Below are 24,362 nucleotides of genomic sequence, written 5' to 3'. Positions count from 1 at the left end.
CAGCATGAACGTGACTCTGAATATCATCGGCGCCGGCCACGTGGGCCGCGTGCTGGGCCGTCTGTTCTCCGGCGTGGATGGTATCGCCGTACAGGACGTGCTGACGCGCTCGATGGCGTCGGCGCAGGCGGCCGTGGCATTCATGGGCGCCGGCACTCCCGTCGCCAGCTATGCGGCCTTGCGGCGCGCCGACGTCACCATGCTGGCCGTGGCGGACGACCAGATCGGCCCGGCCTGCGCGGCGCTGGTGGCCGAGGGACGCCAGGCGGGCGCCATCGTGTTCCACTGCAGCGGCGCGCTGGCCTCGGACGTGCTGCTGGCGGCCACGCAGGCCGGCGCATCGGTGGCCAGCGCGCACCCGATCCGCAGCTTTGCCGACCCGCAGCAGGTGGCCGCCACCTTTGACGGCACGTTTTGCGGCGTCGAAGGCGACCCGCTGGCGCTGGCCTTCCTCACGCCGGCCTTGGTCACCATCGGCGCGCGCCCCGTGCCCATCGATCCGGCCGCCAAGACCCTGTATCACGCCGCCGCCGTCTTCGCCAGCAATTACCTGGTGACGGTGCTCGACGCGGCCTTGCGCGCCTATCAGGCGGCCGGCATTCCCGAGCCGGTGGCGCGCGAACTGGCGCAGCCGCTGGTGACGGAAGCGGTGGCCAATGTGTTCCGCCTGGGCGCCGCGCCCGCGCTATCCGGGCCCATCGCACGGGGCGATACGGCCACCGTGCAACGCCAGCAGCAGGCGGTGCAAAGCTGGGATGGCGCCACGGGCGAGTTGTACCGGGCCCTGGTGGCGCCCACGCAAGATCTGGCCAGGCGCAAGCGCGGGGGATGACTCAGGCGGCGTGTACACCATTGCGGCCGTGATGCTTGGCTTGGTACAGCGCGCTGTCGGCGCGCGAAAAGAAGGCCGACTCGCTTTCGTCGAGCCGATACTCGGCCACGCCCAGGCTGATCGTCACCGCTAGCTGTGGCTCGGGCAGGCCGAATGCGTGGCCTTCGATGGCGACGCGCAGGTTTTCCGCCACTTCCGTCGCCTGGGCCAGATTGCAGTTATTTAGCAGCACCAGGTATTCCTCGCCGCCCCAGCGCGTGATGACGTCGCTTTCGCGCACGGTGGCGCGCGCTACGTCGGCCACGCCACGGATGACCTTGTCACCCCACAGGTGGCCATGCGTGTCGTTGACGCGCTTGAAGAAATCAATGTCGAAGAGGATGGCGGACATCGGCTGCGCCGTGCGCCGGGACAGCAGCAGGGCGCGCTGGAACAGCAATTCCAGCGATTGGCGGTTCAATAGCCCCGTCAGCGCATCCGTCGAGGCGATGCGTTCGATGCGACGCTGGTAGCGGTTCACCGTTAGCAAGGTCAGCAGCAGTACCAGCAGGGTCACGCCAAAGCTGATGGCCAGGTTGAGGATGAAGACGCGCTGCAGCGACTGGACGTCGTCGCTGACATTCTGCTCGACCACCAGGTACCAGCCCAGCTCGGGAATGAAACGCGAGTTGACGAGGATTTGCGCATGGTCGAGCTGGTACGACAGGTGCGTCGGAGCGCTCTGGTGATTGATGATCTGCTCGGCAATAGTGTTCACACCAGGCAGGCTGCGGATGTTGCCGTGCCCGTTGCGCATGGTCTTGCCCGCCAGCACCAGGGTGCCGGCGCCATCGACAAAATAAATGTTGCGCTGGAAGCGTGCCTGGTAGCGGTCGATGATGTGGTTCATGGTGGCCAGGGTAAGGCCGATGCCGGTGGCACCGATGAACTGGCCATCGTAATCATAAACGCGGTGGTTGATGAAGATGGTCATGCTGTCGCGGTTGGCCATGTCCACGTCGACATTGGTCTCATAATCGGTGCTGGCCATGGCGCGCACGCGGTAGTACCAGATGTCGCGCGTCGCCTCCGGGCTGACAGATTTCAGTGTTCCTTCCGCGTAATAATATTTACTGCTCTTGTCCGAGATGAGAAAGCTGGTGATGGCGCCGTATTTCTGCTTGACCTCGGCCAGGTAACGCACGATCTGTTCCGGATTGTTTTCGCCGGCGAGTATCCAGTCGCGCACGAAGGTGTCGTGCGCCATCAGCGAGGAAATGAAGACGGGGCGCAGCATGTCCTTCTGGATTTCCGAGTAAATATTGTCGCCCGTCAAAGGCAAGGTCTGGTCGGCGATGCCGTGCTCGAGGGCCTGGCGCGAAGCCATGTAGCTGGCCAGGCTGGTGGCCAGGAAGCCCGCTCCCAGGATCAGGGTCAGGAGGATGAGCAGGCGGTACTTGATCGACAGAAGACGCATGGAGACGAGGGGTGGCGGGCGGGAAGGCAAGCGTGACGCAAGCCAAAAGTATGCAGCAGCGCGGGTATTGGCGCAATGATAACTGGCTTTATTGATAATTTACGCTGGTGAACACGACAAGATAACCACGACTTACCAAATAAAAGCGCCGATTTGTCGACAGGGATGCAAATTAGCAATAAGATTTGACGAGGGGAATTATTGCGCACGGCCCCTGTCTTGCCGCCCGTTTCCGGCGCGGGACATTACGCGCAGGGAGTGTTGTATGTTATTTTTAAAGAGTACGTCTGTCAGCAAGGCCCCCGGTATCTACGAGGTCGACATCGCCGCCAAACCACCGGGCAAGACCTTCGGCATTTTCCTCGCCACCGATCCCGACCATCCACCACTTGTCTTGCTGGGGCAATTGAAGGCGCTCGGCTATGAGAACACCTATAGCTCGCCCTACCTGCACAAGGATACGGGCAAAGTGCTGGACCTGCATTTCCAGAAGGATGGCACGGATATCTTCAAGGGCTGGAAAACCGAGGAGTGCACCCTCAACCTGGCGGCCATCACGGCCCTGTTCGAGGAGCACGGCATCACCATCGCGCCACGCGTCATGTCGATGGCCGAAGCCTACGCTTAAGCTGTTTCAAGCGGCTCCACGCCGATGTGATACAGCGCCCACGGGCAGTGGGCGCAACGTTTGGCCAGGGGCAGCGCCGCCGCGCAGCCGTCCATGGCGCGCAGCAGCACGCTTACTGCGCCCTCTTGCGGCGCGCCCGTCGTTTTCCACACCTCGACAGTAGTGGCCCGCGCCATGGCGGGCAGTTCCACTGCGGCCATGCCGGCAGCACGACGCTGCCGTTGATGCCTGCTCTTTTCCCCTTGACTGAAAATCGCTAATGTTCTTAAGTCTGGCTTAAGTTCGTGCAACAGGGCGTAATTTGCAGTTATTGTCAGTTTGGAATCTCAGCTTACATCTTGTCACAGTTCTTACGGAATGGTGAAAGACGTAGTTTTTTTCGGCTGTTATTGTGTAGTCATCGCACTTCGCTGAACTGCGAATCCAGGCACGTCAACTAATTGAGAGAGAGCATGATGAAGAAGAAAATCCTGTTTGCAATGATCGCTTCCGTTACCGCACTGACCGGCATGAGCGCCGCGCACGCCGAAGGCGCCTATGTGGGTGCAGGCATCACGGGCAACCGCTACAATTTTGATATTCCTGGCGCCACCAGCGCTGATAATCACAGCGGCTACAAGGCAGGCGCCAAGATCTTCGCCGGTTACGATTTCGATAAAACCTGGGCGGTCGAGGGCGGCTATGCCGATTTCGGCAGCAAGGATTACAGCTATGTCACCGGCGCCGGCAACGGTTCCGTGAAAAGCGATTCGCACGGCTACTACCTGGCCGGCAAGGCCAGCATGCCGGTGAGCGACAAAGTCGGTGTGTTCGCCAAGCTCGGTGTGGCCAAGGTCAAGAATAGCTTGAGCGGCACCGGCCTGTCGACCGGCATCAGCGGCAACGACAAGACGGGCGTATACGCTTCCGTCGGTGCCCAGTACGCGATCAACGAGAAAGTCTCGCTGACGGCGGAAGTGGAACACTTCGGCAAGAGTGCCGACCAGGGCCGCAAAGCTACGGGCCTCGCTTTAGGCGCACGCTACAACTTCTAATGGTTTAGAAGCTTGCTGAAAAAAAAGGGCAGTTACCGCGAGGTAACTGCCTTTTTGCATTGCTGCACCCGATTTATACGGTGAGCGGTTTGTAGCGGATACGTTTCGGCTTGGCGCCTTCTTCACCCAGGCGTTTCTTCTTGTCGGCTTCGTATTCCTGATAGTTGCCGTCAAAGAAACTCACTTGCGAGTTGCCTTCGAAGGCCAGGATGTGCGTGGCGATACGGTCGAGGAACCAGCGATCATGCGAAATGACCATCACGCTGCCGGCAAATTCCAGCAAGGCGTCTTCCAGCGCGCGCAAGGTTTCCACGTCCAGATCGTTCGACGGTTCATCGAGCAGCAGGACGTTGCCGCCCGCCAGCAAGGTTTTTGCCAGGTGCAAACGTCCACGTTCACCGCCGGACAGGTTGCCGACGATTTTTTGCTGGTCGCCGCCCTTGAAGTTGAAACGGCCCAGGTAGGCGCGCGACGGCATTTCGAAGCGGCCCACGGTCAGCATGTCGGCACCGCCGCACACATCCTGGAAGACGGTCTTGCTGTCCGACAGCGAGTCGCCGCGGTTCTGGTCGACGATGGAGACGCGCGCCGTCTGGCCGATGGCCACTTCGCCGCTGTCCGGTTGTTCCTGGCCCGTGATCATCTTGAACAGGGTCGATTTACCGGCGCCGTTGGGGCCGATGATGCCGACGATGGCGCCGGCCGGGATCGTGAAGCTCAGATCGTCGATCAGCAGGCGGTCGCCAAACGCTTTCGACACGTTCTTGAACTCGATGACCTCATTGCCCAGGCGCTCGGCCACGGGAATGAAGATTTCCTGCGTCTCGTTGCGTTTCTGGTATTCGTGCTCGGACAGCTCGTTGAAGCGGGCCAGGCGGGCTTTCGACTTGGCCTGGCGCGCTTTCGGGTTCTGGCGCGACCATTCCAATTCCTTCTGCAGAGCCTTCTGGCGCGCCGATTCCGTCGACTCTTCCAGCTTCAGGCGGGCTTGTTTCTGCTCCAGCCAGGTCGAGTAATTGCCTTTCCATGGAATGCCGCTACCGCGGTCCAGCTCCAGGATCCACTCTGCCGCGTTGTCGAGGAAGTAACGGTCATGGGTGATGGCCACCACGGTGCCGGGGAAGCGCAGCAGGAATTGTTCCAGCCAGTCGACCGATTCTGCATCCAGATGGTTGGTCGGCTCGTCGAGCAGCAGCATGTCGGGCTTGGACAGCAGCAGCTTGCACAGCGCCACGCGGCGCTTTTCACCGCCGGACAGCACGCCGATGGTGGCATCCCATGGCGGCAGGCGCAGCGCGTCGGCGGCCATTTCCAGCTGCAGATTCAGGTTGCCGCCGTCGGACGTGGAAATGATCGCTTCCAGTCGTGCCTGTTCCGTGGCCAGGGCGTCAAAATCGGCGTCTTCTTCGGCATACGCGGCGTACACGGCTTCCAGCTTGGCTTGCGCTTCAAATACTTCGCCCAGGCCCGATTCGACTTCCTGGCGCACGGTTTTTTCCGGGTCCAGCTGCGGTTCCTGCGGCAGGTAGCCGATGTTCAGGCCCGGCATCGGCACGGCTTCGCCCTGGATGTCGGTGTCGATGCCTGCCATGATTTTCAGCAGGGTCGATTTGCCGGAGCCGTTCAGGCCCAGCACGCCAATCTTCGCGCCTGGGAAGAAGGACAGGGAAATATCTTTCAGAATCTGGCGCTTGGGCGGGACGATTTTGCCCACGCGATTCATGGTGTAGACGTAATTTGCCATTAGAAATCTCGGGTGATATACAAAGACGGACAGGATACGGTAAACGCCCGCTTCCGGCCAGCGCTGCGCGCTGCGGAAACGGACGCCAGGGGCAAGACTAAGCGGTGACGCGCGCGCGGCGCGCCGTCCACAGGCCTTCGGCCGCATACAGGCCCAGCGCCGTCCAGATGACGAGGAAGCCCAGCATGCGCTCCGGCGTGAACGACTCGTGGAAGACCCACACGCCAATCAGCAGCTGGCCCGTGGGGGCGATGTATTGCAATAGCCCCAGCACGGCCAGCGGCAGGCGGCGCGCGCCGGCGGCAAACAGCAGCAGGGGAATGGCCGTGATGGGGCCGGACGCCAGCAGCAGGGCGCGCGTGGCGGAGGAATCTGTATTGACGAAACCGCTCTGGCCATGCCATGCCAGCCACAGCATGTAGGCCAGCGCCAGGGGGAATAAAATCAATGTTTCGAATGACAGGCCTTCCAGCGCGCCCAGCGCGGCCGTCTTGCGCAGCAAGCCATAGCCGCCAAAGCTGGCCGCCAGCAGCAGGGCGATCCAGGGTACTTGACCCGCCTGCCAAGTGAGCCAGGCTACGCCGCAGGCGGCCAGGCCGATGGCTAGCCATTGCAGGCGGCGCAGGCGCTCGTGCAGCAGCAAGAAGCCCAACATGACGTTGATCAGGGGTGTAATAAAGTAGCCGAGGCTGGCGTCGACCACGTGGCCGTTGTTGACGGCCCAGATATAAATGAACCAGTTGGCGGAGAGCAAAAATGCACTGGCCACGAAGCTGGCCACGACCCTGGGCTGGGCTTTCAGCTTGCCCAGCCAGCTCCACTGGCGGCGCACGGTCAGCACGACGCCCAGGAACAACAAGGACCAGACCATGCGGTGCGCCAGGATTTCCTGCGGGGCGATCTCGCCGATGGCATGGAAATACAGGGGAAACAGGCCCCAGCACAGGAAGGCGAGGGAGGCGTACAACATGCCTGGATTCATGATGGCGTTCGCGGAAGAGTAGACAGTCTGTCATTATGGCCGAAAACATCCGGGGCTGCCCGGCACCGCTGACGAAGGGTAGAATGGCAACAAATCAATGGCCGCAAGCCCGCGCAGCAAGGCGGAGCGGCACAAAACCACGACTTGGGGGCGGCCCGGAACCATGCAAAAATACTCTTGCTATTTGCTAATACCTATCATATTGTGCGATGCAACAAAACAAAAACGGGTGCAACCTTGACGTCGGAACATAAAAAAAGCGGCCTGGCCGGCTTGACGCTGGCGGCCGTCGGCATCGTTTACGGCGATATCGGCACCAGTCCGCTGTACACGCTGAAGACCGTCTTCGACCCGGCCCACGGCCTGCTGCTCTCGCACGAGAACCTGCTGGGCATTGTGTCGCTGATTTTCTGGGGCCTGACCCTGATCGTCTCGCTCAAGTACGTGACCCTGGTGTTGCGCGCCGACAATCGCGGCGAGGGCGGCATCATGGCCCTGATGGCGCTGGTGCTGTCATCCGTCAGCCGCCTGTCGCGCTGGCATTTCCCGCTGATGGTGATCGGCGTCTTCGGCGCCACCCTGTTTTATGGCGACAGCGTGATCACGCCAGCCATTTCCGTGCTGTCGGCGATCGAAGGTCTGGAAGTGGCCACGCCCGCCTTCAGTCCCTACGTGGTGCCGCTGACGATCCTCGTGCTGGTGGGCCTGTATTCCGTGCAGTCGCACGGCACGGCCGGCATCGGCCGCTATTTTGCCCCCATCATGGTGCTGTGGTTTGCCGCGCTGGCCGGCATGGGCGTGCTCAACATCATCAAGTCGCCCGCCATCCTGGCCGCACTCAATCCCCTGCACGCGGCGACCTTCCTGATGAATAACGGTTTCGTCGCCTTCGTCGCCCTGGGCGCCGTGGTGCTGGCGCTGACGGGCGCCGAGGCGCTGTACGCCGACATGGGCCACTTCGGCAAGAAGCCGATTCGCCTGGCCTGGTTCCTTATCGCCTTTCCCGCGCTGGCGCTGAACTACCTGGGCCAGGGCGGCTTGTTGCTGGCCCATCCGGAAGCCGTCTCGAATCCGTTTTACCAGCAGCTGGGCGCGTGGAGCGTGTACCCGCTGGTGATTCTGTCGACCATGGCCACGGTGATCGCCTCGCAGGCGACCATTTCCGGCACCTTCTCGATGACCAAGCAAGCCATCGCGCTGGGCTTTTTGCCGCGCATGCGCGTGCGTCACACGTCGGAAAGCGAAATCGGGCAGATTTACATCCCCGCCGTGAACTGGCTGCAACTGGCCGTGGTGCTGCTGGCCGTCGTCGGCTTCGGCTCCTCGGAAAACCTGGCCGCCGCCTACGGCATCGCCGTCACGGCCACCATGTTGTCGACCACGATCCTGACTTTCTTCGTCATCCGCTACCGCTGGAAGATGAACCTGGCCCTGTGCTGGGCCGCCACGGGCTTTTTCCTGATCATCGACGTCAACCTGGTGTCGGCGACCGCGCTCAAGCTGTTCCACGGCGGCTGGTTCCCGCTGCTGCTGGGCTCGATTTTGTTCATCGTCATGCTGACCTGGAAGCGGGGCCGCCAGCTGGTGTTCCAGAACCTGGAAAAACACGCGATTCCGCTCAACGAATTTCTCTCCTCGCTGTTCATCGCGCCGCCGCTGCGGGTACCCGGCACGGCCATCTTCCTGCGCAGCGAAACGGATGGCGTGCCGCATGCGCTGCTGCATAATTTGCTGCACAACAAGGTGCTGCACGAGCGCGTGGTTTTCCTCACGGTCTACATGCATGAAGAGCCATGGGTGGCGCCATCGGAGCGCGTGCGCGTGGTGGAGCTGGGCCACCAGTGCTTCCAGGTGAACGTGCATTACGGCTTCAAGGACGAACCCGATATTCCAGCCGCGCTGGCGCAGTGCGCAGAGCAGGGCCTCGATATCGAGATGATGGAAACGTCGTTCTTCATCGCGCGCCAGACCATCATCTCGACGCCGGGTGCCGGCATGATGCCGTGGCGCGAGCACCTGTTCGTCACCATGTCGCGCAATGCGCGCACGGCGGCCGACTACTATCAGATTCCGAGCAACCGGGTGATCGAACTGGGCACGCAGGTGGAAATCTAGATAAGGTGGTAATTATGGCAACGTTGTATTGGTGCACAATCTAGCGCCGTGCTTACGTCTGCTTACAAATTGGCCAGGCGACTCCTGTTAAACTCCTGCCCGTACCGGTCCGCACCGTACGGGCTTCAGTCACACACCAATATTTAAAGGGAAACCATGAAATCGGTATTTCAAATGATCGCCACCCTCGCTTGCGCAGTGGCCCTGACCGCTTGCGGTGCCGCTGCCAACACCGAGAAGCCGGTCGTGCTCGACCCGAATACGCAGGTGAAGGAACTGACCTTCCCCGACGTGGTGGTAGGCACCGGCACGGCGGCGGCGGCGGGCGATACACTGACCGTGCTTTACACGGGCTGGCTGTATGACGCAAGCAAGCCGGACAACAAGGGCGTGCAGTTCGATGCGAACCAGACGGGCGCCGGCTTCCCTTTCCCTCTGGGTATCGGCCGGGTCATCCTGGGCTGGGACCGCGGCCTGGTCGGCATGAAGGTTGGTGGCACGCGCATCCTGTCCATTCCGTACGACCTGGGCTATGGCAAGGCGGGCAGCCCGCCGAAGGTTCCCGGCTACGCGGGCTTGCTGTTTGAAGTCAAGCTGATCGGCGTGACGAAAAAATAAGCACGTGCAGGGCGCAGGGACAAAGGGCGATTCCACGGAATCGCCCTTTTTGCTTTGGCGCTTCCTTTACGCCTCAGGCGGGGCGAGTTCCTGGAAGTAGTAGGTGGCGCCGCCCAGATTGGCCGGTGCCTCATATTGCAGCACTTGCGTGCGGCGCAGCGCCACGGGGGCGCTGAAGGCGGGGCCGTCGTAGACGAAGGTGTGGAATTCACCGTTTTCGCCGCAGGCGTCGACGCCGGGCGGCAGGTCGGCCAAAAAGGCGGCGTCGAACTCGCGCCCGCAAAATTCCCGTGGCAAGTGCTGGCCATTGATGCAGACGACGATGGCCTTGAAGCCGGCGGCGAGAAATTCGTCGACCAGTGCGCGCCGCTCTTCGCCCCACAGGGGCAGGTGTGCCGTCAGGCCGGCGCTGGCGCAGACTTTTTCTTCCCAGTCGCGGTGCGGCTGCAAATCGATGTCGCCAAACAGGGCGTGGTCCACGCCTTCGTCCTTCGCCGCGCGCAGCATGGCGATGAATTTCTCTTCGTAGCTGGCCCAGCTGGCGTGATAGCGCTGCAGGCGCGCCCCCAGGCTGGCCGCCTGCGCTTCGAGCAGTTCCGGCGGCACGCCGTGCGAGCGCGATTTGCGGCCATCTTCATCCATGGCCGTGATCAGCAGCGGCACGCGCATGCCGGCGTTGCGTGCGCGCCACAGGGCCAGGCAGGAATCCTTGCCGCCGCTCCAGGAAATGAGGGCCGTCGTCATGCCGGTTTCTCCGTCGCTACTGCGCGCAGCATGTCGACGTGCTGTATGCCGTCTTCGTCGTAGGGCGCGCTGACGGTGACAAAACCGAAGGATTGGTAGAAGCGCTCCAGGTACTGCTGCGCACCGATGCGGATGGCGTGGCCGGGGTGCTGGCGTTCGGCGCGCGCGATGCCCTCAAGCAGCAGCTGCTTGCCGGCGCCCGTGGTGCGTGCCTCGGGCGCCGTCAGCACGCGCCCCAGCGACATTTCCACATACTTGGCACCCGGTGCCAGCACGCGCAGGTAGGCGCCCAGCCGGCGTTGTCCATCGGCCGTTTGCCAGCCCAGCAAATGCATGGCTTGCTGGTCATGCCCGTCCAGGTCCGGGTAAATACACTGCTGTTCGATGACGAACACGCGCTGGCGCAAGGCCAGCACCTGGTACAAATCGTGGGGGCCGAGTTCGTCGAACGTGTTCCATTGCCAGCTGATCATGGGTCATCCTTGCTTGAGAGTGGCCGTGATTTTACCGGCTTCATGGCGTCGGCGTGGGATCACGCTGCGCATACCATTGCCGCACAAAAAAATCCCCGGCGGCGCCAGGGGGCGCGGCCGGGGAGGTGCAGTGCGAGCGACGGGGATTACACGATCGTCAAGGTGACGTCGATGTTGCCGCGCGTGGCGTTCGAGTACGGGCACACGATGTGGGCGGCGGCGACCAGTGCTTCGGCGGCGGCGCGTTCCATGCCTGGCAGCGAAATTGTCAGTTCCACTTCGATGCCGAAGCCCGTGTCGATGGCGCCGATGCCGACCTTGCCTTCGATGGACAGGTCCGCTGGCAGGGCGATCTTGTCGCGGCCGCCGACGAATTTCATGGCGCCGATGAAGCAGGCCGAGTAGCCGGCGGCGAACAGTTGTTCCGGATTCGTGCCCACGGCGCCATTGCCGCCCAGTTCTTTTGGCGTGGTCAGCTTGACGTCCAGCACATTGTCGGACGACACGGCACGGCCTTCGCGGCCTCCGGTGGCGGTAGCTACAGCGCGGTACAGGACTTGTTTGATCGACATGATGGTTTCCTTTGGATAGATAAATAGTTGACTACTAAATAGTGTGCTACTTGTTTCGTGGGCCGTAACCCCAGGATGACCGTCTGAAGAACTGATTGCCGGCGTCCATGTGCTCAATATATATCGTGCGCTATTTAATTGCAAGCGATTTTATTTGGCGGCGGTGCACATTTGTGCTTTATTTTCTTGCCTTTGTCGCCAGTATTGGCCTTCCATCGCATAATGGCCACCGCCGCTGGTGCCGATAGTTATGCTTGGCCCCACTTCACACCCCAGGGAAAAATCATGACCAGCCTCTTTTTTATTCTCCGCCTCACCTTGGCCACGATGCTGACGTATATTTTCGCCACCGTCATCGTGGTCGAGAACTTCCTGCGCTATATCTTCCGGCAGACAGAAGGCTTTTTTGTCATCGTCGGCGCGCTGCTGGCCTGCGCCGTCATCACGAATGCGTTTTCGCACGTGCGGCGCGTGCGCCTGATCGCCGGCGCCGTCAATGCCAGCACCCTGTCGAGCCGCCAGCGGCGCCAGATCGAAATTCCGTTCGAGGCGGGCGAGGCGTTCGACATGATCGACGCGGCCATCCGTGAACTGCCGGGCAGTGAAGTGGTCGAAAGTGCGCGCGACAGCCTGCAGGTGCAGGCCCGCGTGCGCCGCGCCGCGCCGTACACGCACACGGGCTTGCCCCGCATGCGCCTGCTGGGTTTCCTCGAGCCGCGGCCGAACCAGATCCTTGCCACCGTCACGCCGAATGGCGAGGCGGGCAGCGTGACCTTGATCTGCGAGCCGGCACGCAATGCCTGGACCGACTGGTTCCTCGTCGACCATGGCAGCAACCTGGAAAACGCGGAAGCGGTGACGCGGGCGATGACGCGCCGGGTGGCGCAGCGCCGGCGCGGCGAGCAGGCCGAGGCGCGCCAGACGGTGACGGAAAAGGAACTCACGGTCGCCAAGCTGAGCCTGCTGCATGCGCAGGTCGAGCCGCACTTCCTGTACAACACCCTGGCCAGCGCCCAGTTGCTCACGCGCAGCGACCCGGTGCGCGCCGACGAGATGCTGGGCAACCTGATCTTGTACCTGCGCCATTCGCTGCCGCGCACGGAGCAAGCCATGTCGACTCTGGGCACGGAACTGGAACGGGCGCGCGCCTACCTCGATATCCTGAAAATCCGCATGGGCGCGCGCCTGAACCTGCAGATCGAGGTACCGCAATACCTGCGCCAGGTGGAGCTGCCGCCCATGATGCTGCAAACGCTGGTGGAAAACGCCATCAAGCATGGCCTGGAACCGAAAAGCGGCGGCGGCACGATCTGGATCATGGCGCGCAGCGGCAACGGCACGGTGATCGTCACGGTGGCCGACGACGGCAAGGGCTTCAGCGACGACGGCGCCGGCACGGGCATCGGCTTGCGCAATGTGCGCGAACGCCTGCGCCTGACCTACGGCAATGCCGCCGCGTTTGCCATTGTCGCCAATTTCCCCGATGGCGTGACGGCCACCATCACGGTGCCTGACAGCACGGCGCAAGGAGTGTCGTATGCATCAGCCTGAGATGAGCTGCGTCATCGCCGAAGATGAAACCCTGCTGCGCGACGCGCTGGTGGCCCTGCTGGCCGAAGAGTGGCCCAACTTGCGCATCGTCGCCGCCTGCGACGACGGCGGCACGGCGCTCGAGGCCATCGCCACGCACAAGCCCGACGTCGCCTTCCTCGACATCCGCATGCCGGGCCTGACGGGGCTGGAAGTGGCGGCCGGCGCGCTCGACGCGAGTCCCGCCACGCAGGTGGTGTTCGTCACCGCCTACGACCAGTACGCGATCGATGCCTTCGACAAGGGCGCCGTCGATTATGTATTGAAACCCATCGCCCGCGAGCGCCTGCAAGCGACCTTGCAGCGCGTGCGGGCGCGGGCCGGCAAGACCCAGGCGGGCGATGGCGCGCTGGCCGGCTTGCTGCAGCAATTGAGCCGCGCCTTGCCGGCGGCGGCCAAGTCGCCGCCGCTGGTGTGGCTGACGGCCAGCAGCGGCAAGGATACGCGTTTGATCATGGTGGAAGACATCGCTTATTTTCAGTCCGACACCAAGTACACGGCCGTCATGACGGCGGACGGCGAGGCGCTGCTGCGCAAACCGATCCGTGAACTGCTCGACGTGCTTGACCCGGCCATTTTCAAGCAGATCCACCGCTCCACCATCGTCAACATGAAGATGGTGGCAGCCGTCACGCGCGACGAGGTGGGACGCGGCGCCCTGCGCCTGAAGACGCGGCCGGAAACCCTGGCCGTGAGCCAGCCGTTCATGAGTTTGTTTCGGAATATGTAGAGCCGGGGTCAGACCCCCGTTTGTGTTGGCACTGAGCTTGACGTTAGCGGTGTTGAGGGTCTGACCCCAGAATTATGACTCTGAAATTACTCTGCGGTTTCAAAACCTTCGAGCACGTTCACCACATTGATGCCCAGTTCCTTGACCGCATAGCCGCCTTCGAGGATGAAGGCGGTGGGCAGGTTCAGATGCGCGAGGCGCTCGCCCACGCGCAGGTAGTCGCCGCTTTGCAGGGCGAAGTGTGACAGCGGGTCGCCGACGAAAGTATCGACACCGAGCGACACCACCAGCGCGTCGGGCGCGTACATATTGATGCGCAGGCAAGCCGTTTCGAGCGCGGCGAACCAGCTGGCCGTGGACGTGCCGGCCGGCAGCGGCAGATTGACGTTGTAGCCGAGCCCCGCGCCGCTGCCCGTTTCATCGGCGTGGCCCAGGTAAAACGGGTATTCGCTGCGCGGGTCGGCGTGGATCGAGGCGAACAGCACGTCGTCGCGTGCATAAAAGATGCTCTGCGTGCCGTTGCCGTGGTGGTAATCGATATCGAGGATGGCGACTTTACGGGCGCCGTCGTCGAGCAGATGCTGCGCGGCCAGGGCCGCGTTATTGAGAAAACAGTAGCCGCCAAAAAAATCGCTGCCCGCGTGATGGCCGGGCGGGCGCGTCAGGGCAAAGGTGGCCCGTTCTCCCAGGCGCAACGCGTGGGCCGCGTTGACGGCGCAGTCGGCACCCGTCTTGGCCGCCGTCCACGTGCCGGCCGTCAGCGGCGTGCCATTGTCCATCGAGTACAGCCCCAGCTTGGCCGTGAAGTCGTCCGGTTCGATGTCGCTACGCAAGGTGCGCACCGGCCACACGGACGGCAGCGCGTCCTTGCCTGCGTTGTCGGGATCGAGTGCCAGCCAGTCGTGCCAGGCGTGGCGCAGGAAGTGCAGGTAACGGGGCGTGTGGATGCGTTCGAGCGACGTCAGCGGCACGCCATGCGGCGTGACGATGCGGCCCAGGTTGCGCCGTCCCAGCTCGGACACCACCATGTCGGCCCGCTCCGGTGTCTCGAAGCAGGGCACCATGGTGCCGCGAAACAGCTCGAAGCGGCCCCGGTGCTGGCTGTGCAATTCATTGTAGAAGGTCAGCATGGGGCGCCAGGCGGAAAGTCAGGCAGGATCAGGCGTGCGAACACAGGGTGCTGGCGCGGTAGGCGGCGACGAAATCGTCGAAGCTGCCGGCCGGTGCCGCTTCCATGGCGTGCTGCTCGGCCAGCGAGCTGGCGGCCATCGCGTCGAAATACGCGCTTTGTTCCTGCGTTGCCGGATGCGCGCGGAAATAGGCGGCGTGGCGTTCACTCTGGCGCAGGCCGAAGGCGGCAAACGAGCCGCCGTTGGCGCGCAGCTCGGCCAATACCTTTGCCGATGGCGTCGCATCCGGGTCGGCCAGCTTGGCCGCCTGCGCCGCCAGGCTGTCCGCATGCGAGGTGCCGCCCTGGCGCGCGTCGAGCAAGGCCGCCACAGGGGCTATGCGCGCCAGCAACTCCTCGCCCCACGCCTGCAGGGTGATTTCCTCGCCGTCGCGGCGCAGGGTCAAGCCCGGCTTGCGGCCTTCCTTGACGGTGCGGGCGAAATTGTTCGTGTAGCAGGCGCTTTGTTCGGCCGAGATGGGACCGCTGTCGTCGAGCGCGCAGAACAGCAGGAATGCGTCGAGGAAGCGGCCCGTTTCCAGGCTGATGCCGACCGGTTCGAACGGGTCGACATCCATGCAGCGCACTTCGATGTATTGCACGCCGCGCAGGCACAGGGCCTGGATCGGGCGCTCGCCCGTGCGGATCACGCGCTTCGGGCGGATGGTCGAATAGTATTCATTTTCGATCTGCAGCACGTTGGTGGACAATTGTATCCATTCGCCATCCTTCTTCGTGCCCAGTTCAGCATACGGCGGATACGGGTCGTTGACGGCGTGCGTGAGCGCGTTGACGTAGTCTTCCAGGCTGTTTTCGTGCGGGCGCAGGCCGGACTGGGCATCGTTCTGGTAACCGAGGTCGCTCATGCGCAGGCTGGTGGCATACGGCAGGAACAGCGTGTCGTCGGACAAGGTGTCGAGCTTGTGCGCGCGGCCGCGCAGGAAACCGGCGGACAGGGCCGGCGAAGCGCCGAACAGGTACATCAGCAGCCAACTGTAGCGGCGGAAATTGCGGATCGTTGCCAGGTAGCTTTCCGACTGCACGTCTTTCGGCGTCGTCGCCGCATGTTGCGCGCTGGCGCTGGTGCCAGGCTGGCTGGCCAACACTTGCCACAGCTGCTCGTCGAGCGAGTAGTTGTAGTGGATGCCGGCGATGCATTGCATGGCTTTGCCGTAGCGCAAGGCCAGGCCGCGCCGGTAGACGTGCTTGAGCATGCCCATGTTCGAGCTGCCGTAGTTGGCGATGGCTATCTCCGCTTCGGGCGGCAGCTGGCACGGCATCGACTGACTCCATAGCAACTCGTCGCCGAGGCGGCTGTAGGCGTGGCGGTGCACGGTATCGAGCTTGTCGAGCGTGACGGCGATGTCTTGTTCGGCCGGCGTGATGAATTCGAGCAGCGCTTCGGCGTAGTCGGTGGTGATTTCAGGGTGCGTCAGCGCCGAGCCCAGGGCGGCGGGGTGGGGCGTGGAAGCCAGATGGCCGGCATGGTCGACGCGCAGGGTTTCGCGCTCGATGCCGCGCAAGCCCCCCAGTAGCGCATGGTTGGCATCTTCGGTCAGCAATGCCAGGCGGCGAGTCAACAGGTTGGGCAATTTGAGCTTCCTTTCTTGTGCAGCAGATAAATAATTTGTGCTGAGATTAACCGAATTTTGGCAAATGCGTCGGCGCCGGCCCAAAAACCGCTGCCTCGCCAGCGCCCGCCCCGGGCAAGGGGGACGGCGCTTCGGTCAGGAATTCGCTTGATATTTTAACAAACTGCGGGGGGATCTGGCGCGCCGCCAGGTCAAGCTTTGCGCCGGCGGCAATGGTCAGCCCAGGCGAGCGCCGCTGACTCGTTCGATGCCGGCCAGGTCGCGCCAGCTTTGCACTTTGTTGTAGTTGGCGGCGGCCAGCAAGTCGCGCACGCTAGCCGCCTGGTCGTAGCCGTGTTCCATCAGCAGCCATGCGCCTGAAGCCAGGTGGCGCGCGGCGCCGGACACGATGGTGCGCAGGGCCGACAGGCCATCGGCATGGTCGGTCAGCGCGCCCGGCGGCTCAAAGCGCAAATCGCCTTCGGCCAGGTGGCGGTCGCCGCTGGCGATATACGGCGGGTTCGAGACGATCAGGTCGAATTTTTCCGTGCCCAGCGCTTCGAACCAATCGCTGGCCATGAAGGTGATGTTGACGCCGTTGGCGCTGGCATTGCGGCGTGCCACGGCCAAGGCCGTGCTGCTCACATCCAGGGCCGTGACGACGGCGTCGGGTCGCGTGTATGCCAGGGCGACGGCGATGGCGCCGCTGCCCGTGCCCATGTCGAGCACGCGTCCGCCTGGCGGCAGGCGCTCGAGCGCCAGTTCAACCAGCACTTCCGTGTCGGGGCGGGGGATCAGCACGGCCTCGTTCACTTCGAACGGCAGGCCGAAAAATTCGCGTTGGCCGACGATGTAGGCGATCGGCTCACCCTGCAGACGGCGTGCCAGCAAGCTTGACAGGCGTTTGGCTTCATCGGCAGTGAGTACACGCTCCGATTGCGTGATCAGGCTGACGCGCGACAGGCCCAGCGCGTGGCCCAGCAGAATGCGATTGTCGAGCGGGTCGAGCAGCGGACGGATTTGCAGGGCGCCGACAGTGCTGCCGGCGGGAATCAGTGTTTCTGGCATGGTGCTTTCAATTATTTCTGACGGCGCAGCAAGGTCCACAGCAGGCCGATGGCGAAGATGGCGAACCAGGCGAATGCCCATTGCGGGATCGACAGGCCGAAAAACGGCTCGCCGGCGTTTTCGCAGGCGCCATACGATTCAAACATGAAGGGCATGAGTTCGGCCGTGAAGACCTTGTTCAGCGCCGTTTCCACGGGGTCGATGCCGCACGAGAAGCCGGGATGGGCCAGCACATACAAATGCTTGGCGCCCACGCCCAGGCCGCCCAGGGCCGCCAACAGGCCGATGCCGGCGCCGATTTTTGGCCCCTTCGCGGCCGCGCCAGCCACGCAGGCGATGCCGATGGCGAGGAACAGGTAGCGCTGGATCACGCACAGCGGGCACGGCGCCATATTCAGGGCATGCTGCAAATACATGGCCACGCCCAGCATCAGGAAACACAGGGCGGCGATCAACAGGAGGACGGTGCGTGAATTTTTCATGGGCGACACGGTGAGGTGGATGGAATCGAGCTGGTCATTTTCGCACAAGGCCGGATTTTTATTGCTTAGCCGCTACTTAAACCCCGGGTTCAGATCCCCGTTGGCGCCGACGCCTGATCTGCCGTCAGCGGTGGAGAGGGTCTGACCCCAGCCGTTAGTCACCTAGCGCAGCCAACAGCTCTGCCTGGTGTTCAGCCGCCAGGCCATTCGTCAAGTCCGTCAAATCCCCATCCATGATGAAGTCCAGTTTATATAGCGTCAAATTGATGCGGTGGTCCGTCAGGCGGCCCTGCGGGAAATTATAAGTGCGGATGCGTTCGCTGCGGTCGCCCGAGCCGATCAGGCTCTTGCGCGTCGCCGCTTCCTTCGACTGCTGCTCGCGCAGCTGCACGTCCTTGATGCGCGCGGCCAGCACTTTCATGGCTTGCGCCTTGTTCTTGTGCTGGCTGCGGTCGTCCTGGCATTCGACCACGATGCCGGTCGGCAAGTGGGTGATGCGCACGGCCGAATCCGTTTTGTTGATGTGCTGTCCGCCTGCGCCCGAGGCGCGGTAGGTATCGATGCGCAGGTCGGCCGGGTTGATGTTGACGTCTTCGACTTCATCGGCTTCCGGCATCACGGCCACCGTGCAGGCGGATGTGTGGATGCGGCCCTGCGTTTCCGTGGCTGGCACGCGCTGCACGCGGTGGCCGCCGGACTCGAATTTCAGTTTAGAGTACGCGCCGTTGCCGACCACGCGCACGATCACTTCGCGGTAGCCGCCCAGGTCTGAGTCGGACGCCGATACGAGTTCCACTTGCCAGCGGTTGCGCTCGGCAAAGCGCGTGTACATGCGCAGCAAATCGCCGGCGAACAGGGCCGATTCATCGCCGCCCGTGCCGGCGCGAATTTCCAGGAAGATATTGCGCTCGTCATTGACATCCTTCGGCAGCAGCATGGTTTGCAATTCGCGCTCGAGCTGTGCCATGGTGGCCTTGGCCGCTTCGATCTCTTCCTGTGCGAATTCCTTCATGTCCGGATCGCCCAGCATCTCTTGCGCTGTCGCGATGTCGTTGCCCGCTTCCTGGTAGGACCGGTACAGGGCTACCAGCGGGCCCAGTTCGGCGTGCTCGCGCGTCATCTTGCGGTAGCTGTCCATATTCGACGTGGCGTCCGGATGCATCAGCAGTTCGTCGAGTTCGACCAGGCGGTTCGCCAGTTGATCGAGTTTGGCCAGCATGGATGGTTTCATAGCGATTCGCGGTAAAAGTGGGTAGGGAGAGTGCGGGTCCGGCAAGCCCGGCAGGCGGGCAGGGGGCGGCCGCGCGGGCGGCCAGCGCGGCTGCGCTAACGGCGGGGGCGGAACAGTTTCGGCAGCAAGGTAACCAGCTGCTTGCGCTCGTCGCCTTGCGCGTGGTGCAGCGCCTGCTGCGGGCCGTGCAGGAACTTGGCTGTCAAGCCTTTCGACAGTGCTTCGAGGACGGCGTCGATGTCGGCGCCCTTGGCCAGCATCTTGCGCGCCCGTTCCACTTCCATCAGACGCAAGCTTTCGCTGTTTTCATGCAAATGCTGGATCACGGGCACCATGGCGCGGTCGTCGACCCAGCTCATGAAGGATTGCACGCGCGTATCGATGATGGCTTCGGCTTGCGCCACGGCCGCTTGCCGGCTTTCCAGACCCGTCTGTACGACCTTGCCCAGGTCGTCGACCGTGTACAGGAAGACGTCGTTCAGGCGGCCCACTTCCGCTTCGATGTCGCGCGGCACGGCCAGGTCGACCATGAACATGGGCTTGTGGCGGCGTGCCTTGATGGCGCGCTCGACCAGGCCCAGGCCCAGCAGCGGCAAGGACGACGCTGTGCACGAGATGACGATGTCGAATTGCTGCAGTTGCTCCGGCAAGTCGGCCAGGCGAATGGCCTTGCCGTTGAAGCGGTGCGCCAGCTCTTCGCCCCGCTCCATGGTGCGGTTGGCAATCGTGATGCTTTTCGGGTTTTGCGCCGCAAAGTGCGTGGCGCACAATTCGATCATTTCGCCGGCGCCAATGAACAGCACGTTCTGCTCGGCAATCTTGTCGAAGATGCGCTGCGACAGGCGCACGGCGGCGGCCGCCATGGAAACGCTGTGGGCGCCAATTTCCGTGCTGCTGCGCACTTCCTTGGCGACGGAAAAGCTGCGCTGGAACAACTGGTGCAGATACGTGCCCAGGCCGCCCGCCTCGTCGGCCGTGCGGATGGCGTCCTTGATCTGCCCCAGTATCTGCGTTTCGCCCAGCACCATCGAGTCCAGCCCGGAGGCCACGCGGAAGGTGTGGCGCACGGCATCGTGTTGCGGCAGCATATACAAGTGCGGCCGCAGCTCGCTGTAGTTGAGCTGGTGATAGTCGGCCAGGAAATGCGCGCCCGCGTCGAGCGGGTTCGGCACATGGCTGGCCGCATACAGCTCGGTGCGGTTGCAGGTAGAGAGGATGGCCGCCTCGTCGTTGTCGCGCAAGTCGATGCGCTGGAACCAGGTGCGCGCCGCCATCACCGCCTGACCCAAGTGCTCAGGCGCAAACGCCAGCTGTTCGCGGAGCGACACTGGGGCGGTGGTATGGTTGAGGCCGACGGCGAGCAGTTGCATTTCAGGGCTGTTGGGGTGACTTATGGCGACATTATAACGCTTTGTGCCCGTGCTTTGAGCAGGTCAGCCGTTTGCCGCCATTCAGCCGCCCAGTTTTTCCAGGCGGTAGCCATAACTGTAGACGGGCACCAGACGGTAGCCGTGTTCCGGTTTCAGCTGCAGCTTGTTGCGCACGCGCGAGACGTGGGTATCCATGGTGCGCGAGGGCAGGGCCGTGTCGCGTTGCCACACGGCTTCATGGATGTAGGCGCGCGACAGGGGACGGCCCAGGTTGCGGAAAAACAGCAGCGCCAAGGCGAACTCCTTGTGCGTCACGTCGAGCACTTCGCCATCGCGCAGCAGGCGGCCGGGGCGGGTTTCAAACGTGTAAGGACCGAATTGCAAGTATTCGGCGCCATTCTGTGCCGGGTAGGCCACGCGCAGCAGCGCCTGGGTGCGCAAGGTCAGCTCGCTGCGCCGCAGGGGCTTGATCATGTAGTCGTCGGCTCCCGCCGTCATGCCTGCGACCACGTCGTCTTCGCCCGTGCTGTTGGTCATAAACAACACCGGCGCCTTAGGCGCCAGTTTTTCCCGGGCACGGCGCAATACTTCCGCACCGTCCAGATCGCTAACATGCCAATCGAGGATGAGCATGTCGCAACTGTCCTTGCGCAGTTGCCCCAGCATTTCCTTGCCACTCTGAAACTCGTGGCAGGCGTGGCCGGCGGCGGTGAGCACCTGGCAGATCAGTTCTGCCTGGCTATGGTCGCTATCGAGTACGGCAATTCGCATAATGGCTTGGAGTGTGTAGCAACAAACAGACGGCCCGCTCTGCTTATCGTTATGTTAAGGAATGCTCAAGTGAAATATAACAGAGATTGCAACTGTGTCCAGTGAAATCGCAGGGCAGGCCCTTTACGTTACACTTGTCCATCGACCCCTCACCGCGGAGAAACGGCCATGCCAGACAAGAGCACTACCGATTGGACCCTGATACCGGCCAGTCGTGCCGAAATCGAGCAAGTGCGCGAACGTTGCCGGCGCCTGGTGCAGCGGCGTGCCATGATGTCGGCCGGCGCCTCGGCCATTCCCATTCCCGGCATCGACCTGATGTCGGATGTCGGGCTATTTTCCATGCTGATCAACGATATCAACCACGAATTCGGCCTCACGCCCGAGCAGATCGAGCGCTTGAACCCGCAGTTCAAGCTGATGGCCTACCGCGCGGCGGTGGGCATGGGCGGCATGCTGGTGGGAAAGCTGGTGTCGCGCGAACTGATCCTCCAGCTGCTCAAACGCAGTGGCGTCAAGATTGCCACCAAGCAGGTGGCGCGCTTCGTGCCTTTCGCCGGCCAGGCGGTGGCGGCCGCCATCGGTTACGCCGTGTTCCGCCAGATCGGCAACCAGCACGTGAATGCCTGCGCCGCAGTGGCGCAGGAGTTGCTTACGGTGAGGCCGGAGTAGAGCTTATGCGTCCGGCAGCACCACGTTGACGTCGAGCACTTCCAGGTTGCCCTGGCGGTCCAGCGAAATCTTGATGTCGTCGGCATTGACCTTGGTGTACTTGGAAATGACGGCGATCAATTCCTTGTGCAGGGCGGGCAGGAAGTCCGGACCATCGCGTCCGCTGCGTTCGCGGGCGATGATGATCTGCAGGCGTTCCTTGGCCGCGGTGGCCGTCTTCGGCTTGGGGGGGAACAGGAAAGAAAGCAAGGCCATATCACTTCGCCCCAAAAATGCGCTGGAGTAATCCAGGCTTTTCATAGTTGGTAAAGCGCAACTCGACATCTTCGCCGAGGAAACGCGAGACCACGTCTTCATAGGCTTGCGCCACGTCCGTGCCCTTGAAATGGATGGCCGGATTGCCCTGGTTCGAGGCGGCCAGCACTTGCTCCGATTCCGGAATGATGCCCACCAGCGGGATGCGCAGGATTTCCTGCACGTCCTGGTAAGACAGCATTTCATCCGATTCCACGCGTTTCGGCGAGTAACGGGTAATCAGCAAATGTTCCTTGACCGGCTCGCCGCCCGTCTGCGCGCGGCGCGACTTGGCTTGCAGGATGCCCAGGATGCGGTCCGAATCGCGCACCGACGACACTTCCGGGTTGGTCACGATGATGGCTTCGTCGGCAAACGTCAGCGCCATCAGCGCACCATGCTCGATGCCGGCCGGTGAATCGCAGATGATGAATTCGAAGCCCATGTTGATCAGGTCGTTCAACACGCGTTCCACGCCTTCTTCCGACAAGGCATCCTTGTCGCGCGTTTGCGAGGCAGGCAGGATGAACAGGTTGTCGCAGTGCTTGTCCTTGATCAGGGCCTGGTTCAGCGTGGCTTCCTTGTTGATCACATTGATCAGGTCGTAGACGACGCGGCGCTCGCAACCCATGATCAGGTCGAGGTTGCGCAGGCCCACGTCGAAGTCGAGCACGGCTGTCTTGTGGCCGCGCATGGCCAGGCCAGTGGAAAAACTGGCGCTAGAGGTCGTCTTGCCGACACCGCCCTTGCCGGACGTCACAACAATAATTCTTGCCACAAATAATCCTTTTCAGATATCTCTTGAATTGTGCAGCTTAAGAGCGGTTCACGGGAGTGACCGGATTGACAGAGTGTATATCGATTCTGTCTCCGGCCAAACGAATTTGCGCGGGTCCGCGCGCCATTTCTGGGGGGAAACCATCCTCGAACGTGCGGTACACGCCGGCGATCGAGACCAGTTCCGGTTCCATTGCCAGCGCGAAGATGCGCGCCTGGGCATTGCCCGAGGCGCCGGCCAGCGCGCGGCCGTACAGCGAGGAATACACGTGGATGCTGCCATCGGCGATGATTTCGGCGCCATTGTTGACGACAGCGGTGATAATCAGGTCGCAGCCGCGCGCATAAATGCGCTGGCCGGCCCGCACGGGCGTGTCGATCACCATCACCTGTGCGTCGGCGCCCGTCTGGGCGGCGGCCGTGGCGGTATCCTTCGGCCCATCCTTGGGCGGCGCGTCGTCGCGCGTCTTGCCGCTGTCGAGGCTCAAGCCTTGCGCTAGGATGGCGTCATGCACCTCGGCCGGCGCATTGCGCACGGCCACGGCATTCAAGCGATATTTTTTCAGCAGTGCAACCAGGCCGGCCCAGTCGACGGGCGTGCTGCCGGGTGGCAAGGCGGCCACGTCCAGCACGGCCAGGTCGTCCTCGAAAAAGTCCGCCACGCCTCCCGTCATGTCGCGCAAGGCGGCATCGAGTGCCTGCGTATCGGCGCTATGCATGATGGCGGAGACAGCGACGACGGTGGAAATCTTGATTTCGATAGGCTTCTGCGACGGGCTTTTGGACATAAACATTTATCAAAGTGAAACTGCGGCAAGCCAACTGTTCCGTACGGCAACAATGGGAGCAGTAAATTTCTTGCATTCTACTGCAAAAAAATCAGCATCAGGGGCCTGGCGCGTGCTATTCCGCAGGGCAACCCCTACTTCATGTCAAAAAAAATGGGCGGTGCTGCGGAAAACCGCTGCGCCGCCCTGAAAGCAGCCGGACATGCGCCCTGACGGCGCTGTTCCGGATCAAGCCGCGCACCTATTCAGCAACGCCGCTGGCGTTGCCACCCCGCCCCGCGTCTTCAAACCGCAGTCCGGCTTCACCCATCAATTGGCGGGCGGACGCATGGCGCTGGTTTTTTGCAGTAATTTCACCATGTCGACGGTCGAGGGGATGCGCGGCGCGGATGGCCGCCATTTGCGGGTGGAAGCCGATGGTCGTCGTCGGGAAGTCGGGCAGTTGCAGGCGCCCGCAGTTGCCGGCCCGTCGCTTCCAGGGCCGCTTCGGAGATCTCGCCACGCCAGTGGCTTTCCAGCGCCGATATGGGGAAAGCCAAGGAATGGCTACGAATGGTCGTGATGTCATCGAGATTTAATGTGAATGCGCTAGAGTGTGCGGCAACTTGATCTATAATTAAAAGGAAACATTTTACCGAATAACATGAAAATA

At 62.5% G+C, this 24,362-nt stretch carries 26 protein-coding genes; 8 read left to right on the top strand and 18 right to left on the bottom strand.

The window, feature by feature from the left end:
* Positions 1-4 precede the first annotated feature (4 nt).
* Positions 5-832 (top strand): Rossmann-like and DUF2520 domain-containing protein, encoded by an 828-nt coding sequence (locus tag K0F85_RS25660; protein WP_219118670.1) that lies wholly within the window; start codon positions 5-7, stop codon positions 830-832.
* A 1-nt stretch (position 833) separates the two neighbouring features.
* On the opposite strand, the gene K0F85_RS25655 is transcribed toward K0F85_RS25660, so the two are convergent.
* A complete protein-coding gene (locus K0F85_RS25655; RefSeq protein WP_257638168.1) occupies positions 834-2,318 on the bottom strand; it encodes a sensor domain-containing diguanylate cyclase in 1,485 nt (494 codons plus the stop codon).
* A gap of 235 nt (positions 2,319-2,553) precedes the next feature.
* Here K0F85_RS25655 and K0F85_RS25650 point away from each other — a divergent pair, with 235 nt between their 5' ends.
* Entirely contained in the window at positions 2,554-2,916 is a 363-nt protein-coding gene (locus K0F85_RS25650) for a hypothetical protein (protein ID WP_219118669.1), read from the top strand.
* Here the strand turns inward: K0F85_RS25650 and K0F85_RS25645 are convergent.
* A complete protein-coding gene (locus K0F85_RS25645; RefSeq protein ID WP_219118668.1) occupies positions 2,913-3,116 on the bottom strand; it encodes a hypothetical protein in 204 nt (67 codons plus the stop codon). The two genes, K0F85_RS25650 and K0F85_RS25645, sit on opposite strands and share 4 nt — an antisense overlap.
* A 252-nt stretch (positions 3,117-3,368) precedes the next feature.
* On the opposite strand from K0F85_RS25645, the gene K0F85_RS25640 reads away from it, so the two are divergent.
* Positions 3,369-3,950: a porin family protein gene (locus K0F85_RS25640; protein WP_219118667.1), complete on the top strand. Its 582-nt coding sequence runs from the start codon at positions 3,369-3,371 to the stop codon at positions 3,948-3,950.
* A gap of 73 nt (positions 3,951-4,023) precedes the next feature.
* Here the strand turns inward: K0F85_RS25640 and ettA are convergent, their stop codons facing one another.
* Together ettA and rarD are read right to left on the bottom strand one after the other, a co-directional pair.
* The gene (gene ettA / locus K0F85_RS25635; RefSeq protein ID WP_219118666.1) at positions 4,024-5,694 is read right to left on the bottom strand and encodes an energy-dependent translational throttle protein EttA; all 1,671 of its coding nucleotides are present in this window, start codon (positions 5,692-5,694) and stop codon (positions 4,024-4,026) included.
* Between the two features lie 97 nt (positions 5,695-5,791).
* Positions 5,792-6,676: an EamA family transporter RarD gene (gene rarD, locus K0F85_RS25630; RefSeq protein ID WP_219118665.1), complete on the bottom strand. Its 885-nt coding sequence runs from the start codon at positions 6,674-6,676 to the stop codon at positions 5,792-5,794.
* Positions 6,677-6,913: 237 nt separating this feature from the next.
* Between rarD and K0F85_RS25625 the strand changes: the two genes are divergently transcribed.
* Together K0F85_RS25625 and K0F85_RS25620 are read left to right on the top strand one after the other, a co-directional pair.
* Positions 6,914-8,791, top strand: coding sequence for a potassium transporter Kup (locus K0F85_RS25625; RefSeq protein WP_219118664.1), 1,878 nt, complete (start codon positions 6,914-6,916; stop codon positions 8,789-8,791).
* Between the two features lie 156 nt (positions 8,792-8,947).
* A complete protein-coding gene (locus K0F85_RS25620; protein ID WP_257638167.1) occupies positions 8,948-9,409 on the top strand; it encodes an FKBP-type peptidyl-prolyl cis-trans isomerase in 462 nt (153 codons plus the stop codon).
* A gap of 66 nt (positions 9,410-9,475) precedes the next feature.
* Here the strand turns inward: K0F85_RS25620 and K0F85_RS25615 are convergent, their stop codons facing one another.
* The 3 genes from K0F85_RS25615 to K0F85_RS25605 form a co-directional block, all read right to left on the bottom strand.
* Positions 9,476-10,153, bottom strand: a complete 678-nt coding sequence (locus tag K0F85_RS25615; RefSeq protein ID WP_219118663.1) for a diphthine--ammonia ligase — start codon at positions 10,151-10,153, stop codon at positions 9,476-9,478.
* Positions 10,150-10,626 (bottom strand): GNAT family N-acetyltransferase, encoded by a 477-nt coding sequence (locus K0F85_RS25610; protein ID WP_219118662.1) that lies wholly within the window; start codon positions 10,624-10,626, stop codon positions 10,150-10,152. Before K0F85_RS25610 ends, K0F85_RS25615 begins: the two co-directional genes overlap by 4 nt.
* A 146-nt stretch (positions 10,627-10,772) precedes the next feature.
* The gene (locus K0F85_RS25605; RefSeq protein ID WP_102121401.1) at positions 10,773-11,198 is read right to left on the bottom strand and encodes an organic hydroperoxide resistance protein; all 426 of its coding nucleotides are present in this window, start codon (positions 11,196-11,198) and stop codon (positions 10,773-10,775) included.
* A gap of 285 nt (positions 11,199-11,483) precedes the next feature.
* Between K0F85_RS25605 and K0F85_RS25600 the strand changes: the two genes are divergently transcribed.
* Positions 11,484-12,749, top strand: a complete 1,266-nt coding sequence (locus tag K0F85_RS25600) for a histidine kinase (protein ID WP_219118661.1) — start codon at positions 11,484-11,486, stop codon at positions 12,747-12,749.
* The gene (locus tag K0F85_RS25595) at positions 12,736-13,518 is read left to right on the top strand and encodes a LytTR family DNA-binding domain-containing protein (RefSeq protein ID WP_219118660.1); all 783 of its coding nucleotides are present in this window, start codon (positions 12,736-12,738) and stop codon (positions 13,516-13,518) included. Before K0F85_RS25600 ends, K0F85_RS25595 begins: the two co-directional genes overlap by 14 nt.
* An 86-nt stretch (positions 13,519-13,604) precedes the next feature.
* On the opposite strand, the gene K0F85_RS25590 is transcribed toward K0F85_RS25595, so the two are convergent.
* The 7 genes from K0F85_RS25590 to K0F85_RS25560 all read right to left on the bottom strand — a co-directional run bounded on the left by K0F85_RS25590 (position 13,605) and on the right by K0F85_RS25560 (position 21,179).
* Positions 13,605-14,648, bottom strand: coding sequence for a histone deacetylase family protein (locus tag K0F85_RS25590; RefSeq protein ID WP_219118659.1), 1,044 nt, complete (start codon positions 14,646-14,648; stop codon positions 13,605-13,607).
* A gap of 28 nt (positions 14,649-14,676) precedes the next feature.
* Positions 14,677-16,278, bottom strand: a complete 1,602-nt coding sequence (gene gshA, locus K0F85_RS25585) for a glutamate--cysteine ligase (RefSeq protein WP_219118658.1) — start codon at positions 16,276-16,278, stop codon at positions 14,677-14,679.
* Positions 16,279-16,494: 216 nt separating this feature from the next.
* Positions 16,495-17,325 (bottom strand): peptide chain release factor N(5)-glutamine methyltransferase, encoded by an 831-nt coding sequence (gene prmC / locus K0F85_RS25580; RefSeq protein WP_219118657.1) that lies wholly within the window; start codon positions 17,323-17,325, stop codon positions 16,495-16,497.
* Positions 17,326-17,336: 11 nt separating this feature from the next.
* The gene (locus K0F85_RS25575; protein ID WP_219118656.1) at positions 17,337-17,807 is read right to left on the bottom strand and encodes a disulfide bond formation protein B; all 471 of its coding nucleotides are present in this window, start codon (positions 17,805-17,807) and stop codon (positions 17,337-17,339) included.
* 154 nt (positions 17,808-17,961) lie between these two features.
* A complete protein-coding gene (prfA, locus tag K0F85_RS25570) occupies positions 17,962-19,038 on the bottom strand; it encodes a peptide chain release factor 1 (RefSeq protein ID WP_219118655.1) in 1,077 nt (358 codons plus the stop codon).
* A gap of 95 nt (positions 19,039-19,133) precedes the next feature.
* Positions 19,134-20,408 (bottom strand): glutamyl-tRNA reductase, encoded by a 1,275-nt coding sequence (gene hemA, locus K0F85_RS25565; RefSeq protein WP_219118654.1) that lies wholly within the window; start codon positions 20,406-20,408, stop codon positions 19,134-19,136.
* Between the two features lie 81 nt (positions 20,409-20,489).
* A complete protein-coding gene (locus K0F85_RS25560; protein ID WP_219118653.1) occupies positions 20,490-21,179 on the bottom strand; it encodes a response regulator transcription factor in 690 nt (229 codons plus the stop codon).
* Between the two features lie 168 nt (positions 21,180-21,347).
* Between K0F85_RS25560 and K0F85_RS25555 the strand changes: the two genes are divergently transcribed.
* On the top strand, positions 21,348-21,851 hold the full coding sequence (locus tag K0F85_RS25555; protein WP_219118652.1) for a YcjF family protein: 504 nt from the start codon (positions 21,348-21,350) through the stop codon (positions 21,849-21,851).
* A 3-nt stretch (positions 21,852-21,854) separates the two neighbouring features.
* Here the strand turns inward: K0F85_RS25555 and minE are convergent, their stop codons facing one another.
* The 4 genes from minE to K0F85_RS25535 all read right to left on the bottom strand — a co-directional run bounded on the left by minE (position 21,855) and on the right by K0F85_RS25535 (position 24,212).
* Positions 21,855-22,106 (bottom strand): cell division topological specificity factor MinE, encoded by a 252-nt coding sequence (gene minE / locus K0F85_RS25550; RefSeq protein ID WP_034752886.1) that lies wholly within the window; start codon positions 22,104-22,106, stop codon positions 21,855-21,857.
* Position 22,107: 1 nt separating this feature from the next.
* Entirely contained in the window at positions 22,108-22,923 is an 816-nt protein-coding gene (gene minD / locus K0F85_RS25545) for a septum site-determining protein MinD (RefSeq protein ID WP_071325832.1), read from the bottom strand.
* Positions 22,924-22,960: 37 nt separating this feature from the next.
* Complete coding sequence (gene minC / locus K0F85_RS25540) at positions 22,961-23,710, bottom strand: septum site-determining protein MinC (protein WP_219118651.1); 750 nt, start codon at positions 23,708-23,710, stop codon at positions 22,961-22,963.
* Positions 23,711-23,951: 241 nt separating this feature from the next.
* Complete coding sequence (locus K0F85_RS25535; protein WP_219118650.1) at positions 23,952-24,212, bottom strand: hypothetical protein; 261 nt, start codon at positions 24,210-24,212, stop codon at positions 23,952-23,954.
* Positions 24,213-24,362 lie beyond the last annotated feature (150 nt).

The sequence above is a fragment of the Janthinobacterium sp. UMAB-56 genome (assembly GCF_900095265.1).
GTDB lineage: Bacteria > Pseudomonadota > Gammaproteobacteria > Burkholderiales > Burkholderiaceae_D > Janthinobacterium.
Note: the sequence above shows the minus strand (reverse complement) of the source record. Positions and strands in the feature narration are given on the sequence as shown.